The sequence below is a fragment of the Paenibacillus sp. J22P59 genome, from assembly GCF_059383895.1.
On record NZ_JBXENX010000007.1, the window covers coordinates 1 to 18103 of the forward strand.

An 18103-nucleotide genomic window follows, 5' to 3' on the forward strand; every position below is an offset into this window, starting at 1 on the left:
ACATTTCATCATATTGCTGGCGGCTATTTCCCATGTCACACCTCGACCTTTTAGTTAATTCTATTTTAAAGGTTTTTCCTTATGGTGTGTCCACTATTTAGTTTAATCTCAGACCTTCTCCACTAATGGACATAACTTCACTGTTGCTCCTTTTTACCCGTATGAGCAGAGATATAGAGCAAATGTATTCATTAAATTGCACATGACATTCCTTCTCTAGTTTGGGAGCCTGCCTTTGTGGCCATTCAGGGCGGCGATTGGACAGCTACAGGAACCTGACGCCACCTTTCATCCGATTGAAAGAAGATCACTTGCATAATGGTCAACTTAAACCCAGCTACAATGTGCAGATCGGAACGGAAAAGTACAATTAAGGATACATGCTAGGGGGGATTGAACCGGAGTGTGTTCGGACAACTCAACAACAATCGGACATTCCGGAATTTTTCACTTCGAGAACTGCCGAAAGTGAGCCTTGAGGTCGGGTGGCTTTCGCTCGCCCACAAGTTGCGCAAGGAGACAGCAATAGACCAAAAAAAAAGAAATGGCGGTGCAAGGATAACCACCTCCCTAGCATCGCCATTTCTTAAATTCCCACCAAATTTCCATTATGCAAACTGTCTCTTCAAGTGAGCATGCCTACTTTGGGACAGCCTCTCTCCTCTAAATTCTCTTATCTGCTTCTTACCTCGAATACAGCGAATTTCAAGTAATGCCCTTCATTAACGCCAAGCAGCTGAGGATGGTCCTTCCCTGCCGCACGCCATTCTACAAGACGCAATAGCTTGCCCGCATCAGCCGCTGCATCCTGGATCGTCTCTAGGAACAGATCAGGACGCATATGGTAGGAACAGCTTGCAGTAACGAGATAACCGCCTTCGTTGACGAGCTTCATGCCGTGCAGGTTGATATCCTTATATCCTCGGCATGCGCCAGCTACGGCGCTTTTGGTCTTGGCAAATGCAGGCGGGTCAAGAATGACAACATCCCAGGTACGGCCGTTGCCGCTTAGTGGCTTGGATGTATCAGCGCCTGCACGGCTTCTTTCCGCACGCTCCTCATTGCCTTTTACCTGCACCCGCAAATAATCAAAAGCGTCTGCAACTACGAACTCCACTCGATCTGTGAATCCATTACGCTCCATATTCCTCCGCGCCGTATCAATTGCATGCTCAGAGATGTCGAGGCAAGTAACTTTCTTCGCCCCGTATTTGCATGCATGCAGCGTGAAGCTTCCCGTATGCGCGAAGCATTCCAATACTGTCGCTCCATCCCAATAAGGAAAGGTAACCTCTTTCCCATTGGCATTCACTGGCACAAGCTGCTCTCCCTCATCAGCTGCGTCACGGCGTTCCAGATGAATGCCGCTCCGTCCGCCCCAGCCTTTCATAAGAGGAGCAATGGATGCTCGATTCTCACGCTGATCATAGAAATAGCCTGTTTTTTGCCCTTCAACGATATCCACCTCAAGGCGTAGACCATTCTCCTCAATCTCAACAATGCGTGGACAATCCCCGTACAATACTCCCGTACGCTGCTCCAGACCCTCCAATTGCCTTACCCCTACATCGCTGCGTTCATAGATCCCTTTGGGCTGAAATACCGCTACCAGTGCCTCTACCAATGCTTCACGATGAATATCCATTCCTAACGTAAGGAGCTGAATGACCAGAACATCATCGAAGCGGTCAACCACCAATCCCGGTAAAAAATCAGCTTCCCCATACACAAGCCGGCAATCCCGGTCCTGAACGAAGCGATTCCGATGCTCACTGCATTGCTGCAGCCTCTCACGGAAAAAAGCCCCATCCATCGCTGCCAATGGCTGATAGGATACAATTCTAACTGTGATTTGGGATTGCGGGTTATAGTAGCCAGTCGCCAGATAACGCCCTTGATGGGACACCACATCTACCAAATCTCCAGGGGAAGCTTCTCCCTCCAGGCGTTCAATTTCACTTGCATAAATCCATGGATGACCCGACTCCAGACGCTTCTTGCGTCCACGCTGCAGCCATATTTTCGCTGTACTCACTCTATGTATCTTCCTCTCTATCGTAACGGCTTGTCATGCTTGTCTGCTCACCAGCATAGGTATATCTACAACCTGACTATAAGGAGAGCATGCAATGCTGATGACTATTCTGCTGCCGATCCTGATCGGCTTTACTATATTTCTAAGCGGGATGAAGCTGATGGAGCTCGCTTTGCATCGGCTGGCTGGTCCGCGCCTAGATCAGGTGCTCCGCAAATCAACCGCGACCCCTTTGCACGGGCTCGCAGTAGGCACCGTATCTACTGCCTTTCTGCAGAGCAGCACCGCGGTAACCGTCATTGCTATCGGTCTTGTCAATGCCAGACTGCTGACGTTCCCGCGTACGCTAGGCATTATTCTAGGAACCAATATTGGCACCTGTATTACAACAGAGCTCATCGGCCTGAACTTAAACAAGCTGGCCCTGCCCTTGCTCGTCTTGTCATCCATCCTATGGCTCATAACGGTGCTGTTAATGGAGCTGCAAGTAATTCCCGGGCTGCGAATACCGACATGGATGGAGACTACCCGCTCCTCCTCAGTTGCTCTCGGAGGCTTCAGCATGCTGCTTGCTGGCATGACAGTCATGCAAAGCGTAGGCCCAGCTGTACAAGACAGCATCCTATTCAGCTGGTTTCTTGACAAGGCCAACGAGAGCCTTTGGTGGGGCCTCGCCGCAGGCGCTGTACTAACGGCTGTCGTTCATAGCAGTGCTGCTGTCATTGGCATTATTATGGGCTTTGCCGCTATTGGGGCTATGCCTATCGAGCTTAGTATTGCCATTGTTCTCGGAGCCAACGTAGGAACCTGTGCAACAGCGCTGTTGGCTTCGATAGGAGGCTCGCGGGCCGGGCAATTCGTCGCTCTGTCTCATGTCGTGCTCAATGCAGGAGGGGCCTTGCTGTTCATGCCTTTCATTGGCGAGCTCGCGATAGCCTCAGGCTACCTCGCGCATTCTTCTGCCAGCCAGATCGCCCATTCACAGACGCTGTTCAATGTATTAAGCTCTTTGCTTGCTCTTCCTTTATGCTATTTGCCGGCCTTCCGCAAGCTGCAAGCCTAGTCGACCTTCAACCCTAACAGCTGAAGGGCACCGGCAACGATTCGGTTATTATTATCATAGCCTGACAGTCGCTGTCTCCTCCAAGCGTCATACGGCTCGAACCAATCCACCCCTCGGATCTCCTCGACCTGAGCTTGAAGCGTACCTCCGACCGCCTCGACCAAATAATAATGCACCTCTTTATCGACGGTGCCTTTGCGTTCATCATGATATTGATATTTAATCTGGTCAATCGGGGTAATGATAACGCCAATTAGGCCGGTTTCTTCGGCAATTTCGCGGAGGGCTGTCTGTTCAACGGTCTCTCCTGCCTCCATCTTCCCTTTTGGCAACGACACTTTGCCGTAACGATCCTGGATGAGCTGGATTTGCAGAGCCCCTTCATCCGATCTGCGGTACACAACACCACCTGCTGAAATTTCCTGCATTCCCGTTTCCCCCTTGCCTGCTTGACATTGATATGCAACAACGAGGATTCCCCCTCTCATTCCTTCAGCGGAAGTAGAATCAGAACCCTCGCTATTGACTAATATAGATTTACACCTTCAGCGCTTCAGCTGTTTCTCCTTTATGCTGCTCCAAGACAAAGGAGTGTGCATCCATGCTGCCTGCTAAAGCCCCTAATCCGTCCATGACACGGACTAGCTGACCACGGCATTCATTAACGCCTGCTTCCGTTATTTTCACTCGGCACAGCTTGCCTATCAGTGCTTCTGTCCCTTCAAATACAACCTGCAAATAGTTGTCGGAGTACCCCATCACAAGCCCAGTACCTGGAGCACCCTTATAATCACGCTCTGGAATGATATCCAGCACTGCGCCTACATATTGCTTCGCATACGTCAGCTGCATCTTCTCAGACAAATCAATCAGCTTATGAACGCGCTCATTTTTGATCTCCTCATCGACTTGCTCTTCCATCCGTGCAGCAGGTGTACCCGTCCGTTTGGAATAAGGGAATACATGCATTTCTGAGAAGCCGATCTCCTCCATGAAACGGTAGCCGCGCTCGAACATTTCCTCCGTCTCGCCAGGGAAGCCCACAATAACATCAGTCGTAATGGCAACTCCGGGCATAACTTCACGAATACGCTTGATCTTCGCTGCAAATTCCGCCGTTGTGTATTTACGGCGCATCCGCTTAAGTACAGAATCATCGCCCGCTTGCAGCGGAATATGAAGATGACGGCACATTTTGGAAGAACGGTTAAGCACGTCGATCATAGCGTCGTCAATCTGGCTCGCTTCAATGGAGCTGATACGAATCCGTTCCAGCCCTTCCACCTTATCCAAGTCCCACAAAAGGTCGGTAAGATGATAGTTTTCCATGTCATCACCGTAACCGCCAGTATGGATGCCGGTCAGGACAATTTCTTTATAGCCTGAAGCAACCAATTTCTTCGCTTGCTCGATTACACTTTGCGCATCCCGGCTTCTGGATAAGCCGCGTGACCAAGGAATAATGCAGAAGGTGCAGAAATTGTTGCAGCCCTCCTGAATTTTCAAGAATGCCCGCGTACGCTCTGAGAAATCAGGAACATCCAGCTCCTCGAAATCACGCGTCTTCATAATGTTGCGTACAGCATTGACAGGCTTGCGGTCCGCATGGATTTGGTCCACGAACGTCATAATTTTATCGCGATCCTGCGTGCCAATCACAAGGTCGACGCCTTGAATAGCCATAATCTCCGCAGGCGAGGTTTGCGCATAGCAGCCCGTTACCGCAATTACGGCATCCGGGTTGCGGCGAACCGCACGGCGAATAATTTGGCGGCTCTTCTTGTCCCCTGTATTCGTTACCGTACATGTATTTATCAAATAAACGTCAGCGGTCGATTCAAAATCAACCTGTTCGTATCCTTCATTTTTGAACAGCTGCCATATTGCCTCTGTGTCGTAGAAGTTAACTTTGCAACCTAAGGTGTAAAATGCTACTGATGGCATAATTGCTTACGCTCCTCCCATTTCTCCGGCTTCATACAGCAAGCATGTCAATCCGACGATACCTGCGGTTTCCGTCCGCAATATCCGTTTGCCTAAGCCTATAATTATTGCTCCTGCAGCTTCGGCTTCGTCAGCTTCCCGTTCCGTGAAGCCTCCTTCGGGACCAACGATGAGCAGAATGCTAGGTGCAGCGTTCATGCTCCCGCTTCCAAGCTTCCATGCCTGCAGAGCCTCTCTGATGCCCCTGCCAGCTTCTGCATCGCCTTCCCGCTCATAACAAAACAAAGCTAAATCAAATACTGCTATAGCGCTTATAAGCTCACGCCAGCTGCGCACCGGTTCAATCGCCGGAATACGGCAGCGATGAGACTGCTCAGCGGCTTCCTTGGCGATCTTGCTCCAGCGCTCCAAGCGCTTCGCTTCCTTCTTGCTGTCATATTGCACAATCATTCGCTCAGACTGAAAAGGCGCAAACGAATATGCACCGATCTCGGTCCCTTTTTGAATAACCAATTCCATCTTGTCGCCCTTCGGCAAGCTTTGGGCAATCGTAACCGACCACACAGACTCGCTGTCCATAGGAAGCTGCTCAATAATATCAGCTAACACTTCAGAGGAAGAAGCTTCACGAACGGCGGCAAGCGCAACCTGCGCCTTCCCATCACTAACAATAAACTTATCATCCGGCTTCATTCGCATTACGCGAACCGCATGAAAAGCATCTTCACCAAGTAATCGCACGCTAGAGCCTTCGAACTGCTCCGCTGCTACAAAATATCGCTGCATTTTCTTCTGTCCAACCATCCTTCATAATAGCATGTTTTAACTTCCAAAATCCATGGCAAACTAGTGCCATTCCTAATAAGAACAGGATAGAGAGCTAGAGCCGTTCTTAATGGCAACTGCTCCCTATTTTTTATCTATTAGTAGCCGAAGATCGTACGCGCGATCGATTCAAAGAAGTCAGCAATCGGATTCATTAGTCCAAGAATCGGGTCAAGCGTCACATTCCGAAGCGGTGGAATAAATACGATTAGAAGAAAAATAAAAACTCCCCATTGCGTATTCTGTTCCATTTTGTATCTCACTTTAAGAGGCATTAAATCTTGCACAATCCGATAGCCATCCAGTGGAGGCAGCGGAATTAAATTGAAAACGAACAACATTAAGTTAATGGATATAAGATAGCTGAGAAACCGCTCAATTGCGGCTACAACCCCTGGTGAAGCATTGGTCAAAATTCCCGAAGCAATAAGGGCATAGATACTGAATATACCGAGCACACCTACAACCAAATTGCTGAGCGGTCCTACAGCGGATACAATAATGCCCATCAGCCTTGGATACTTGAAGCGGCTCTGATTGACAGGAACCGGCTTCGCCCAGCCAAAGCCCGCAATCAGAATGAGAATAGCTCCGAACCAGTCGATATGTACGCGCGGATTCAACGTTACTCTTCCTGCATCGTACGCCGTATTGTCCCCGAATTTATATGCGCTGTAGGCATGAGCGAATTCATGCACTGTGAATGCGATCATCAGAACAAGTGCGATAAACGGCAAATCCTCAAGCGGATACCTTAGTATGCTATCCCAATTCATTCACTCACCTGCGGTTTTCTCGCTACGAACGCAATCCAATCCTCGTCGCGGTGTTTCTCAATATTAATAAAGCCCGAACGAATCAATCCTTCCTCTACGTCTGCTTCTTTATTCTTATAGACACCAGATGCGATGTAGATACCATTAGGCTTGAGGGCTTCATAAACATCATCTATGAACAATAAAATAATCTCTGCTAAAATATTTGCAACCACTAGATCAACCGGAAGTGTAACAGAAGTATTCTGCGCATCACTTTCATTGACCGCATATACGACCTTACCGCCCAACAGACCCAGCAAATCACTTTCCTTCACTTCAATCAAGTTGCTCAATCCATTCAATTGAACATTTTCCGTCGCGCTCGATACAGCAACAGGATCAAGATCCAGAGCAAGTACGCGCCGTGCTCCAAGCTTAATAGCCCCTATCGCCAATATGCCTGAGCCAGTACCTACGTCGATAATCTCCTCATCGCCTTTAATAACCGATTCCAGCGTACGCAGACAAAGCGCAGTAGTTGGATGTGTCCCTGTACCGAAGGCCATGCCGGGGTCTAGCTCGATAATTTTCTCGCCTGGAGCAGCTTCATAATGCTCCCATGTTGGCTTGATCGTCAGGCTATTCGATACTTTAATCGGCTTGAAGTATTGCTTCCAAGCATTGGCCCAATCCTCTTCATCGACAAGCTTAACCGAAATCTCAAATTGGCCGGGATCAATTCCGAACTCTCTAAGCTGTTCAATTGAAGGAACCAGCTCCGCTGTCAGAGCGTCTGTATCGACTCCTTCGGTAAAATAACCTTTAATGACAGCATGCCCTTCCGGGATATCATTAAGAGGCAGCTCATACCATTGCCCTAGCGATGTATCGCGTTGCTTATTCAAGGTTCCTGATTCTTCAATGGATACGCCGCCCGCGTCCATTTCATGCAAAAAATTAGAGATCATTTCGATCGCTTGTTCCGTCGTATTAATAGTAATTTCTTTCCATTTCATTTCTAATACCTCCAGTGTGAAAACTAACATCTATTGTACACTAATCAGCATATATGCACAAAACATCGCAATTAAGCGCTAACTTGACTTTATTAACACCCCAAATAAGTTTACGAAGCTCCTAGCGCGGCGGAGCGATCAGTGTCAGCAATCAACCACCTAGGGTAGACAATATCATTATGGAAAATTGCAGCCTAATTCAAACGAACGCCATGAAAAAGAAGAGCCTTCAAAACCACTTTTGTAGCGGCTCTAAAGGCTCTTCTGCTCTTCATATAGATTTCACTTACACAAAGGGAGTCTATTCCAAGGTTTCTGTAGTGCCGCCAATCTGCTCGATCAAATGCAGCGCACGATCAACTGTGCTATCTTCAACGGTTGCTGTAAGCAGTCCGCTGTCAATTAGCCCGCTAATATCAATCGCACGAAGCGCTTGCAGCTTGCGAAGCGCCTCTTGGGCAGCCTCCGGACCTCCAAAATTCGCATGAATCTCTCTTTGAGTCATAAGCAGATGGACCTATTCTTGGGTTTGCTGCTGCGCGCGTTGATCTGCCTCGGCTGCACGTTTCAATGCTTGATTGTCCGCATCATCTGCCAGCTCTTCCGCGAATTCAACATCTTCATTTTGCCCTACAGGCAATACACCAAAGTTTTGGTGCTCCAATTCATTCTGCTCATTGTGTTGCTCATTGTTGTGTGTCATAGTAAGTCTCCTTCACCCTATTATTGGTTTTTCCAGCACCAACATAGACTTTACTTCTCAGGCACAAACTATGCACGTATTCATAAAAAAAACGTTCCGGGCTATTCGCCGCGGAACGCTTTCTTCATTCGATCAAAGATCGACTCATGATGCTCAGTAGCATCAGAGGATGCTTCACCCGTATCTCCACTGAATTGACGAAGCAAATCCTTCTGCTCGTCAGTCAGCTTGGTAGGTGTTACAACCGTTACTTTAACATGCTGATCGCCTTGTCCGTAGCCGCGAAGCTTCGGAACGCCTTTTCCTTTGAGGCGGAAATATGTGCCCGTCTGAGTTCCTGCTGGAATCTTCAGCTTCACCTTTTCCGTCAACGTAGGGATTTCGATTTCAGCCCCTAGTGCCGCTTGAACAAATGTCAGCGGAACCTCGCAATAAATATCGTCATTCTCACGCTCAAAGAACTCATGCGCCTTCACCCGAATGACGATATACAGATCGCCTGCCGGACCGCCGCGCAGGCCTCCCTCGCCCTCGCCGGAAAGACGAATTTGCGCGCCATCATCTACGCCCGCTGGAATGCGAACATTGATTTTGCGCTGCTTCTTCACTTTTCCTGCACCATGACAAGTACCGCATTTCTCTTTAATCACTTTGCCAGTACCACTGCAATTCGAGCAAGCACGGCGGTTAACCATACGGCCAAATGGCGTATTTTGTACAACCTCCTGCTGACCGCTGCCTTTGCATACCGAACAGGATTCAGGCTTCGTGCCCGGCTTAGCGCCAGAGCCTGCACAGGTATCACAGCTCTCCGTCCGCGGAATCGTAATTTCAGTTTCTTTACCGAATACAGCTTCCTTGAACTCGACTGTCATCGTGTATTGCAGGTCATTGCCTCGCTGCGGTGCATTGGGATCACGACGGCCACCGCCGCCTCCGCCGAAGAACATGTCGAATATATCGCCAAATCCGCCTCCGCCGAAATCACCGCCGCCTGAGAATCCGCCAGCGCCTTGGTTCGGATCGACGTGACCGAATCGGTCATAAGTCGAGCGCTTGCCATCATCGCTAAGCACGTCATAGGCTTCCTTCACTTCTTTAAATTTCGTCTCGGCGTTCGCTTCCTTGTTCACATCCGGATGAAATTTGCGTGCTAACGTACGGTAGGCCTTCTTGATGTCATCGCCTGAAGCATCCTTGCCAACACCAAGCACCTCATAATAATCACGTTTATCTGCCAACTTTATCTCACCTCCACCCCAACTTGCGAATACGTTAATGCGCATGAAGAAGGTCAAGGACAGATAGCCCTATCCTTGACCGCTTCTTTTATATAACGATAAGACTATTCTTTCTTCTCGTCTACTACTTCATAGTCAGCATCGACTACGTTGTCTTTGCCCTTAGCGCCAGCATCTTGCCCTGCGCCTTCAGCGCCTTGCTCTGCTTGAGCAGCTTGCTCATACAGCTTCACAGACAGCTGTTGTACAATTTCAGTCAGCTCTTGAGCAGCTGCATTAATTTCTTCCAGGTTGTCTGTTGCAAGTGCAGCTGTTACTTTTTCTTTTGCTGCATTAGCTTTTTCGATCTCGGAAGCATCTACTTTATCGCCCAGATCCTTGATCGTTTTGTCAACAGAGTATACGAGTTGGTCAGCACTGTTCTTTGCTTCAACCAGTTCGCGACGCTTACGGTCTTCCTCAGCGTTCAGCTCGGCATCCTTCATCATTTGCTCGATTTCTGCATCACTCAAGCCGCTTGAAGAAGTGATCGTAATTTTTTGGCTTTTGCCAGTTCCTTTGTCCAGAGCGGATACGTTAACGATACCATTCGCATCGATGTCGAAAGTAACTTCGATTTGCGGTACGCCGCGCGGTGCGAGTGGAATATCGCTAAGCGTGAAGCGGCCCAAAGTCTTGTTGCCTGCTGCCATTTCACGTTCACCTTGCAGTACGTGAATCTCAACACCCGGCTGATTGTCAGCGTAAGTGGAGAACACTTGCGATTTGCTCGTAGGAATTGTTGTGTTACGGTCGATCATCTTCGTAAATACGCCGCCTGCTGTCTCGATACCGAGCGACAATGGCGTTACATCAAGCAATACAACGTCCTTCACATCGCCAGTCAATACGCCGGCTTGAACAGCTGCACCAAGTGCTACAACCTCATCCGGGTTAACGCCCTTGTGCGGATCTTTGCCGATCAATTTCTTAACAGCTTCTTGTACCGCTGGGATACGAGTGGAGCCGCCAACAAGAACGACTTTGTCGATCTCGCTAGCTGACAGGCCGGAATCCTTCAGAGCTTGGCGAGCAGGTGTAAGCGTACGCTCAACCAGTGCTGCGGACAGCTCATCGAATTTCGCACGAGTCAGTGAAGTCTCCAAATGCTGAGGAACGCCATCTACCATCGTAATGAACGGCAGGGAGATTGTTGTAGTCAGAACGCCGGAGAGCTCTTTCTTCGCTTTCTCAGCTGCATCTTTTAAACGTTGTACAGCCGATTTGTCCTTGGACAGATCGATGCCTTGCTCTTTCTTGAATTCCGCAACAAGGTGATCGATGACTACTTGGTCGAAATCATCGCCGCCAAGCTTATTGTCGCCGCTAGTTGCTTTTACTTCGAAGAAGCCATCACCGAGCTCAAGGATCGAGACGTCGAATGTACCGCCGCCAAGGTCATAGACAAGAATCGTTTGATCTTCTGTTTTCTCAAGTCCGTATGCAAGTGCCGCTGCTGTAGGCTCGTTCACGATACGAAGCACTTCAAGACCAGCAATTTTACCTGCATCCTTCGTTGCTTGACGTTGGCTATCATTAAAGTATGCAGGAACGGTAATAACCGCTTGCGTTACAGTTTGGCCAAGGTAAGCTTCCGCATCGGATTTCAGTTTTTGCAAAATGATAGCGGAAATTTCTTGTGGCGTAAAGTCCTTGCCATCAATGGTGTCTTTATGGTTCGTACCGATATGGCGTTTTACCGAGCTTACTGTACGATCCGGGTTCGTAATCGCTTGGCGTTTTGCCGTTTCACCGACAATACGCTCTCCATCTTTCTTAAAGCCGACAACGGATGGCGTTGTGCGGTTGCCTTCCGGATTCGGAATTACGACGGCTTCGCCGCCCTCCATTACTGCTACGCAAGAGTTCGTTGTACCAAGGTCAATACCAATTACTTTACTCATCGTCAGTTTCCTCCTTATTTATCTATCACATATATATGAATGGTTCGTTTAGCCGCTTACTTTAACCATGGATGGACGCAGCACCTTATCCTTAAGGATATAGCCCTTCTGCACTTCCTCCACGACAATGCCTTCCTCATGCTCTTCAGACTCTACAGTCATAATAGCTTGATGGAATTCAGGGTTGAACGGTTCACCGACAACCTCCATCGCTTTCAATCCTTCCTGCTGCAGCGTTTGCTCCAGCTGGCGGAAGATCATGTCCACGCCTTTGGCAAGCGAATCGAAGTCCTTGTTCGCATTAGTAGCTGCAATTGCCCGTTCAAAATTATCTACAACTGGAAGCAGTTGTTCAATAAGTTTCATGGACGCATATTGCGCCAGCTCTTCTCTTTCCTTCTGAGTACGGCGGCGGAAGTTATCGAAATCCGCTTGTGCACGTAAGTATCGTTGCTGGCTCTCCTCAGCTTGCTTCTGAAGCTCCTCAAGACGAGGATCCTCCTGCAATCCAGTTTCAACCTCAGCCGCTTCCGTATACTCTTCAGCAACTATTTCTTCAACTGTATCATTATGTTGTTCTTTACTCACCCTATTCACCTCCTTAAACCAAGTTATTTATACCAGCGACCAAGCATCAGCGCCATATCCTTCGATATGATATCAAGCAAGCTAATGACTTTGCCATATTCCATCCTTGTCGGACCGAGTATGCCGATTGTGCCAAGCGATTGACCATCGACCGAATAGGTCGCGGTAATCAAGCTGCAATTCGAAATGGCCTCATGGTCATTCTCTGTTCCGATACGCACCTGTATGCCCGAAGGCAGTGCCGTGAACATCTTCATAATAGTTGGTGTCTCATCGAGCAGATCCAATATCGTCTTCACCTTGTCGACATCCTTGAACTCCGGCTGCGTCAGCATGTTCGTCGTGCCGCTCATGAAGATGCGATGCTCATCCTCGCTCTGGAGCGCTTTATCAAGCACTCCCATCACTTCTTCACAATGATCGACATAACGTTCAAGCTCTTGCCCGACTTCGGCATACAGCTTCGATTTCAGACGAACAAGTGGAATGCCGACAAGCTTCGTATTCAGAATGCGGACGACCTTCTCCATCTCTTCCATGTTGAATCCACTCGGAATGGAGACGGTTCGGTTCTCGACATGCCCGGTATTCGTTACGATAATAGCAACTGCCGACGTCTGATCCAGCGGTACCAGATTGAAATGCTTGAGCGAGGTGCTGAACATTTCAGGACCGAGCAGAATCGACGTGTAATTTGTCAAATTCGACAAAATCATGGCAGCATGCTGGATGACTTGCTCCATCTCACTCATTTTCTCAGTAAAGAAGGATCGGACATTGTTAAGGTCCTTCTCATTCACTTCATTAATCTTTACCAGATGATCGACGTAATATCGGTACCCTTTTGTGGATGGAATGCGCCCTGCCGAAGTATGAGGCTGCTCCAAGAAGCCTAGCTCCTCCAGATCAGCCATTTCGTTGCGAATCGTCGCGGGGCTGAACCCTACATCTCCTCGCTTGGAAATGCTCCTTGACCCGACAGGCTCTGCTGAACGGATATAATCATCTACTATTGCGGTAAGAATCATTCGTTGTCGATCCGTTAACATTCGCATCCCTCCCAAAATGGTTCTTCATCCGTCGTTAGCACTCAATAGCGCCGAGTGCTAATCATTAATACAAAAATACCAAACCCACTTGATCGTTGTCAAGTCAGTTCAGTATTTTTACGACCACAAATGCATAATATGCGAAGGAATGAAGAACGTTTCAACAGCGCTTGTCCGTAAAAATAGCTGATGCTATTGAGGAGACATGCCAAAAATATGCTCTAGCACCAACCGCTTCTCTTCGAGAATGCGAATAGTTGAATCATAATCTGCCTCTTCTTTGGTAAAGCCTCTTGAATCTTGACTGCAGGATTTACAAAACTTTTGACTAGCTTTATTGCTTTTGCCGCAGCGGCAGAGCCACTTGTCCTGATCCTCATGAATCGCCGTATCCGGGAACTGCTCCTCCACTAAAGGAATCAACCTATTCAAGATCGCAATATCCTTTTTATCATAGGTTCTTTTGTCATCGGACGATATCGCAAATAATGCTTTCTTGGAAGCTTCGTCTGCACCCGGAATCCTGTCAGCTAACTGTCCATAATCAACAAGTTGAGCCTCCTTGATCAATCTAACCCATTTGTCCGCACCCATTCCCTTATCTTGCATGAGCCTCGCATAAAGAAACTCCTTCGCTCGCCACTCTTCAATTATTTTAAAATAGTCGAATGCTTGGCTATCTGCGTCAAGGTAAGAAGAGATATAAAATTCATATACCTGCTCCATTACCTCATGTACTGCATGGTGAATAATAAACTCCCAGCTTGTCTCGATATGATAACTATGCTGTTTAATAGCGGAAATTAGCTTCAAACGCGTATATTCAGCTTCGAATTGCTCCAAAGAAACTTCACTTACAGCCTCCACCTCATTCATGCTGTCATCCGCAATTAATACAGCTGTGCCCGTAGCCGTGACCATGAACATTTGCTTGCCTTTGCCTGATATTTCATCATTATCAATACTTACGCCTAATATGGCATTTGCTCCCCGCCTCTTGGCTTCCGCCGATAATTGTTCAATTACTTCATCGTATATCGTTTTGAGCTGTTCCTGATAAGTAGAGGATCGGCCGCCAAAAAAATCACTGATACCAGCAAATAAATCCGAAAAAACATCTGTCCCTGCCACTACCCTTGCCAAAATAATTCCTTTATATTGCTTGACTGCAATGCCTTCTATTGCATTTGTTGTCGTTAGCAGTATAGTATTTCCTATCATTTCAAGACCCCCATCCATTCATTTTATTTTCCATAATTCTACAAAAATATCTTAAGACCTGCTCATTGGCTCCAATTTAAGGTTATGGTATACTTTGGTATTCAATATTTTATAAGGTCATAAAGAATTTAGTCGATACTGATCGGACAGGAGTGCTCGCATGATCATTACAAAAGGACAAAAAATTGATATCACAAAGGATAGGAAACTGGATGCCATTTCTCTTTCTTTAGGATGGAGCACGAACGTTTCAGGGCTGGATATTAATGCCTCGGCTTTTTTGCTTAATGAAAACGGCATTTGTGCAAGGGACGAAGACTTAATATTCTACAATCAGCAGACAAGCCGTCAAGATGCCGTCGTTCACTCGCAGCAGCCCGGCCCTGAGCAGGAAGCGATCCGCGTTGCCTTCTCTAAGCTTCCAGCTGATATAGTTAAAATTGCAATTACCTTAACGATCCATGAAGGCGAAAGACAAGGCTTCTGCTTCAAGCAAGTAAGCCATTCCATCTGCCGAATCGTTAATCCTGCAACCGGGCAAGAGATCGGCCGCTTTGCTTTTGGAGAGGGCCTTCAGAATGAGACGGCAATCGTTATAGCCGAGCTGTATTTACATAAAGGGGAATGGAAGCTTAATGCCGTAGGCAGTGGGTTTAATGGCGGTCTGGACGCTTTAGTCATGAACTTCGGGCTTGAAGTGGCAGACGCGCCCGCAGAAGTCGCCGCAGCCGCAGCCAAGGTGGTAGAAAAACCTGTCGTACCACCCGCTCCAGTATCTTTAACCAAGATCGAATTGAAGAAGAAAGCCTCCATTAATATTGAAAAGTCAGCGCGAGTGACTGCCACCCTGGAATGGGAGACTTCCAAGGATCTGGACTTATATTGCTTTTTTGTTATGAAAGACGATCGCATGGGAACGATTTATTACAAAAACCTCGGATCAGCGACCGAAGCCCCCTATATTACGTTGGATGGGGATGCCAAGGGACATGGCAAAGAAACGATCATCATTCATAAGCCCGAGGAAATTAAATACGCGCTATTCGCTGCATACAGTGCTGTAAGTAATGGAACTGGGAGCTTCTATTCGATGAAAGTCCGTGCCATTATCGATAACCATCAAGGACATCAAATTACCACCCCATTGCATGAAAAAAATAATTATTCTTATTGGGTTGCTATTGCTTTAATTGATTTCACTAATGACAATGAAATGAAAATCAAGCACGTCGAAACCTATTCCAAAAAAAATGTAGAGAGAAGCCCAATCCTCTATCTTACCGGCAAATTCGAGATGGATGCAGGCCCTGTCGAATTCAAATAGACGACAAAAAGACCGCAACAGAGCCAGTCCCATTGTTAGGACTGCTCTATTGCGGTCTTTCTTAAAGCTTCCGACCGATTAAACTTTATGGACTCTTCCAGCCTCGTCTATTGTAAACCGCTGCTTCCTGACACGGTTGTCGCCTTGATAGAGCTCAACGACTCTGCTGGACGCATCGGAATCATCAATCGTAGCTTTCCAGCCCTGCGTATTCAGTAAAGCCAGAACCTCGTTCAAATCCATTGCTTTAAAGCCATAGAAACCGCTTAGGCCCGCCCATTTCTTCAACAATACCGTCGTTACGTTATTCAGCTTATCCGCTACAGCTTCCGTAAGATCTGTCCTTTGAGTCATGTTTAATTTATCTCCTCTATTGTACAATAATCGGATGCTCTAGTTCCCTGAGCAATCCCTTTCGTATCATTCTACCCTATATGCCGCTCACAAAAAAGCCACTGTTCATTGGCAGCATGCGTTCCTAATGAAACAGTGGCTTATGAAGTTGATCTCAATAAGCTAATTCAGCATTTTCAATACCGCTATTTCATCACAAGCATGCTGCTTTGGACAATTGACGCAATCTGTCCAGACCTTCTCGGGAAAAATCTCCTTATTCACCACAGTGAAGCCATTTCTCTCGAAAAAAGCGACCGCATACGTAAGCGCCATAATCTTCGATATCTTCTGCTCTCTAGCTTGCTCAACCAGAAAATCTACGAGTTTGTTCCCGATTCCCATTCCTTTGTAGCCCTCAGTCATCCCTAGTGAGCGAATCTCTACCAGTTCAGCACCGAGCCGACATAAGGAACCACAGCCAACAACCTTGTGGCCTATCTCCGCTACGACAAACGTATCAAGCTGTCGCAGCAACGTTTCCCGGGTGCGGGGCAGCATGATCCCCTGTTCCGCATATCCTTTAATTAATTCAACTAATACATCGACATCCCTCGGCTCTGCTTTTCTGCAGACCGCCTGCAAACTCCCTGTCGCCTCCATGCTGCTGTCGCCTCCACCCGGTGCATATTTAATCTATTGAATAAATATACAGTATGGCGCATGTTTTCTCAAGAGGGAATTTGCTTATTTTTTTCTAATGATTATAAGCTTGTTGCAGTCTCTTCAAGACCGATAAAAGAGCCGAATACGTCGTTGCCGAATAGGACGCCTTTATCGGTCAGCTTATAGCCAATTCCATCCTTATCCTCAAGCTGCTCCAACAATCCATCCTTCAATAGCTTGTTAATAACAGCCCCGAACTTCTGCTCCAATTGCTGCCCTGCGAATTGATTAGCGAAATCCGCATTTCGGACTCCCTTCAGCAATCGCAAGCCCACCATCATGAAGTCTTCCATTGCCTCTTGCTCGGATACCTCATTCGTCTCCAGACGAGGCAGCTTCGTCTTCGTATATTCAATATACGGCTGAACGCCCTTCACATTGACGTGACGCACTCTTCCCGCATAGCCATGTGCACCCGCGCCCAGCCCATAATAGGGCTCATTCCGCCAATAGGTCGAGTTGTGACGGCTCTCATAGCCTGGTCGAGCAAAATTGCTTATCTCATAATGGCCACAGCCCGCATTTTTCAATCGCTCCATTAGAAGCAGGAACATATTATATTCTTCATCCTCAGGAGGCAATGGCAGCTCATCGCGTTGATAGAGCTTGTGGAACAGCGTATTCTCTTCCACCTTCAAGCTGTATAGCGAATAGTGAGGAAGATTTAGCGCTAATGCTTTGTCCACACTGTCCTCCAATGCAGCAAGCGTTTGCCCAGGCAAGCCGAACATCAAATCAATGGATAAGTTCGTAAAGCCTGCCCCTCGCGCATTCTCCAGACTGCGATATACGTCATCTACGCTATGAATACGTCCGATTCGCTCCAGCAACCCGTTATCAAAGGATTGCACGCCAAAGCTTATTCGGTTCACCCCGCCCGCATACATAGCTGCGAGCTTCTCAGGGTCCGTTGTTCCCGGATTCGCTTCCATCGTAAATTCAACATCGTCTGCCAAGGGAAAATATCGCTTTACAGAGGCCAGAAAACGCTCCATCTGCGGCGGTGTCAGTACCGTCGGCGTACCACCGCCGACAAATACCGTATCTATGCGTTCAGGAGGCATAGTCGCAACGGTTAGCTCCATCTCGCGATCTAATGCTTCCAAATATTCGTCAACTGGCTGCCCTTTCAACACATACGATGTGAAATCGCAGTAATGGCATTTGTTCGTACAGAAAGGGATATGAATATATAGCGCTCTAGGCGCCTTGTTCGTTGTCATGATCATGTTGTCCTCCCTTCCTACTGTTCATAAATTAGAAAATCGACAGGCTTATAAGGAAAACAGCACTCTCCTTGTAGGCCTGCCGATGCACTTGTTAAGTGTAAGACT

At 47.6% G+C, this 18103-nt stretch carries 18 protein-coding genes; 2 read left to right on the forward strand and 16 right to left on the reverse strand.

The window, feature by feature from the left end; genetic code table 11:
- Positions 1-673 precede the first annotated feature (673 nt).
- Positions 674-2035: a class I SAM-dependent rRNA methyltransferase gene (locus AC50YO_RS13325; protein WP_494847581.1), complete on the reverse strand. Its 1362-nt coding sequence runs from the start codon at positions 2033-2035 to the stop codon at positions 674-676.
- Positions 2036-2129: 94 nt separating this feature from the next.
- Between AC50YO_RS13325 and AC50YO_RS13330 the strand changes: the two genes are divergently transcribed.
- Positions 2130-3098, forward strand: coding sequence for a Na/Pi cotransporter family protein (locus AC50YO_RS13330; RefSeq protein ID WP_494847582.1), 969 nt, complete (start codon positions 2130-2132; stop codon positions 3096-3098).
- On the opposite strand, the gene AC50YO_RS13335 is transcribed toward AC50YO_RS13330, so the two are convergent.
- The 12 genes from AC50YO_RS13335 to AC50YO_RS13390 form a co-directional block, all read right to left on the reverse strand.
- Positions 3095-3526, reverse strand: coding sequence for an NUDIX hydrolase (locus AC50YO_RS13335; protein WP_494847584.1), 432 nt, complete (start codon positions 3524-3526; stop codon positions 3095-3097). The two genes, AC50YO_RS13330 and AC50YO_RS13335, sit on opposite strands and share 4 nt — an antisense overlap.
- A gap of 109 nt (positions 3527-3635) precedes the next feature.
- Positions 3636-5042: a tRNA (N(6)-L-threonylcarbamoyladenosine(37)-C(2))-methylthiotransferase MtaB gene (gene mtaB, locus AC50YO_RS13340; RefSeq protein ID WP_494847585.1), complete on the reverse strand. Its 1407-nt coding sequence runs from the start codon at positions 5040-5042 to the stop codon at positions 3636-3638.
- 6 nt (positions 5043-5048) lie between these two features.
- A complete protein-coding gene (locus AC50YO_RS13345; protein WP_494848107.1) occupies positions 5049-5828 on the reverse strand; it encodes an RsmE family RNA methyltransferase in 780 nt (259 codons plus the stop codon).
- A gap of 137 nt (positions 5829-5965) precedes the next feature.
- Positions 5966-6643: a site-2 protease family protein gene (locus tag AC50YO_RS13350; protein ID WP_494847587.1), complete on the reverse strand. Its 678-nt coding sequence runs from the start codon at positions 6641-6643 to the stop codon at positions 5966-5968.
- A complete protein-coding gene (gene prmA / locus AC50YO_RS13355; RefSeq protein ID WP_494847589.1) occupies positions 6640-7641 on the reverse strand; it encodes a 50S ribosomal protein L11 methyltransferase in 1002 nt (333 codons plus the stop codon). Before prmA ends, AC50YO_RS13350 begins: the two co-directional genes overlap by 4 nt.
- Before the next feature lie 301 nt (positions 7642-7942).
- Entirely contained in the window at positions 7943-8146 is a 204-nt protein-coding gene (locus tag AC50YO_RS13360; protein ID WP_494847591.1) for a hypothetical protein, read from the reverse strand.
- Positions 8147-8158: 12 nt separating this feature from the next.
- On the reverse strand, positions 8159-8344 hold the full coding sequence (locus tag AC50YO_RS13365) for a YfhD family protein (protein WP_494847593.1): 186 nt from the start codon (positions 8342-8344) through the stop codon (positions 8159-8161).
- A gap of 101 nt (positions 8345-8445) precedes the next feature.
- The gene (dnaJ, locus tag AC50YO_RS13370; RefSeq protein ID WP_494847595.1) at positions 8446-9585 is read right to left on the reverse strand and encodes a molecular chaperone DnaJ; all 1140 of its coding nucleotides are present in this window, start codon (positions 9583-9585) and stop codon (positions 8446-8448) included.
- 104 nt (positions 9586-9689) lie between these two features.
- Positions 9690-11528 (reverse strand): molecular chaperone DnaK, encoded by a 1839-nt coding sequence (dnaK, locus tag AC50YO_RS13375; RefSeq protein WP_494847597.1) that lies wholly within the window; start codon positions 11526-11528, stop codon positions 9690-9692.
- Positions 11529-11576: 48 nt separating this feature from the next.
- Positions 11577-12116, reverse strand: a complete 540-nt coding sequence (grpE, locus tag AC50YO_RS13380) for a nucleotide exchange factor GrpE (protein ID WP_494847598.1) — start codon at positions 12114-12116, stop codon at positions 11577-11579.
- A gap of 23 nt (positions 12117-12139) precedes the next feature.
- The gene (gene hrcA / locus AC50YO_RS13385; protein ID WP_494847599.1) at positions 12140-13165 is read right to left on the reverse strand and encodes a heat-inducible transcriptional repressor HrcA; all 1026 of its coding nucleotides are present in this window, start codon (positions 13163-13165) and stop codon (positions 12140-12142) included.
- Between the two features lie 192 nt (positions 13166-13357).
- Complete coding sequence (locus AC50YO_RS13390; protein ID WP_494847601.1) at positions 13358-14386, reverse strand: YbjQ family protein; 1029 nt, start codon at positions 14384-14386, stop codon at positions 13358-13360.
- Positions 14387-14546: 160 nt separating this feature from the next.
- On the opposite strand from AC50YO_RS13390, the gene AC50YO_RS13395 reads away from it, so the two are divergent.
- On the forward strand, positions 14547-15710 hold the full coding sequence (locus AC50YO_RS13395; protein WP_494847603.1) for a TerD family protein: 1164 nt from the start codon (positions 14547-14549) through the stop codon (positions 15708-15710).
- Positions 15711-15788: 78 nt separating this feature from the next.
- Here the strand turns inward: AC50YO_RS13395 and AC50YO_RS13400 are convergent, their stop codons facing one another.
- From AC50YO_RS13400 to hemW, 3 genes are all read right to left on the reverse strand, one after another.
- Positions 15789-16064: a hypothetical protein gene (locus AC50YO_RS13400; RefSeq protein WP_494847605.1), complete on the reverse strand. Its 276-nt coding sequence runs from the start codon at positions 16062-16064 to the stop codon at positions 15789-15791.
- Positions 16065-16226: 162 nt separating this feature from the next.
- A complete protein-coding gene (locus AC50YO_RS13405) occupies positions 16227-16706 on the reverse strand; it encodes an N-acetyltransferase (protein WP_494847607.1) in 480 nt (159 codons plus the stop codon).
- A gap of 101 nt (positions 16707-16807) precedes the next feature.
- Positions 16808-17992, reverse strand: coding sequence for a radical SAM family heme chaperone HemW (gene hemW, locus AC50YO_RS13410; protein WP_494847610.1), 1185 nt, complete (start codon positions 17990-17992; stop codon positions 16808-16810).
- Between the last annotated feature and the right edge of the window lie 111 nt (positions 17993-18103).

Excerpts from the sequence above, each read along its gene's own strand:
- AC50YO_RS13330 (WP_494847582.1), top strand. The coding sequence starts at position 2,130 with ATGCTGATGACTATTCTGCTGCCGATCCTGATCGGCTTTACTATATTT.
- AC50YO_RS13335 (WP_494847584.1), bottom strand. The coding sequence starts at position 3,526 with ATGCAGGAAATTTCAGCAGGTGGTGTTGTGTACCGCAGATCGGATGAA.
- mtaB (WP_494847585.1), bottom strand. The coding sequence starts at position 5,042 with ATGCCATCAGTAGCATTTTACACCTTAGGTTGCAAAGTTAACTTCTAC.
- AC50YO_RS13345 (WP_494848107.1), bottom strand. The coding sequence starts at position 5,828 with ATGCAGCGATATTTTGTAGCAGCGGAGCAGTTCGAAGGCTCTAGCGTG.
- AC50YO_RS13350 (WP_494847587.1), bottom strand. The coding sequence starts at position 6,643 with ATGAATTGGGATAGCATACTAAGGTATCCGCTTGAGGATTTGCCGTTT.
- prmA (WP_494847589.1), bottom strand. The coding sequence starts at position 7,641 with ATGAAATGGAAAGAAATTACTATTAATACGACGGAACAAGCGATCGAA.
- AC50YO_RS13360 (WP_494847591.1), bottom strand. The coding sequence starts at position 8,146 with ATGACTCAAAGAGAGATTCATGCGAATTTTGGAGGTCCGGAGGCTGCC.
- AC50YO_RS13365 (WP_494847593.1), bottom strand. The coding sequence starts at position 8,344 with ATGACACACAACAATGAGCAACACAATGAGCAGAATGAATTGGAGCAC.
- dnaK (WP_494847597.1), bottom strand. The coding sequence starts at position 11,528 with ATGAGTAAAGTAATTGGTATTGACCTTGGTACAACGAACTCTTGCGTA.
- hrcA (WP_494847599.1), bottom strand. The coding sequence starts at position 13,165 with ATGTTAACGGATCGACAACGAATGATTCTTACCGCAATAGTAGATGAT.
- AC50YO_RS13390 (WP_494847601.1), bottom strand. The coding sequence starts at position 14,386 with ATGATAGGAAATACTATACTGCTAACGACAACAAATGCAATAGAAGGC.
- AC50YO_RS13395 (WP_494847603.1), top strand. The coding sequence starts at position 14,547 with ATGATCATTACAAAAGGACAAAAAATTGATATCACAAAGGATAGGAAA.
- AC50YO_RS13400 (WP_494847605.1), bottom strand. The coding sequence starts at position 16,064 with ATGACTCAAAGGACAGATCTTACGGAAGCTGTAGCGGATAAGCTGAAT.
- AC50YO_RS13405 (WP_494847607.1), bottom strand. The coding sequence starts at position 16,706 with ATGGAGGCGACAGGGAGTTTGCAGGCGGTCTGCAGAAAAGCAGAGCCG.
- hemW (WP_494847610.1), bottom strand. The coding sequence starts at position 17,992 with ATGACAACGAACAAGGCGCCTAGAGCGCTATATATTCATATCCCTTTC.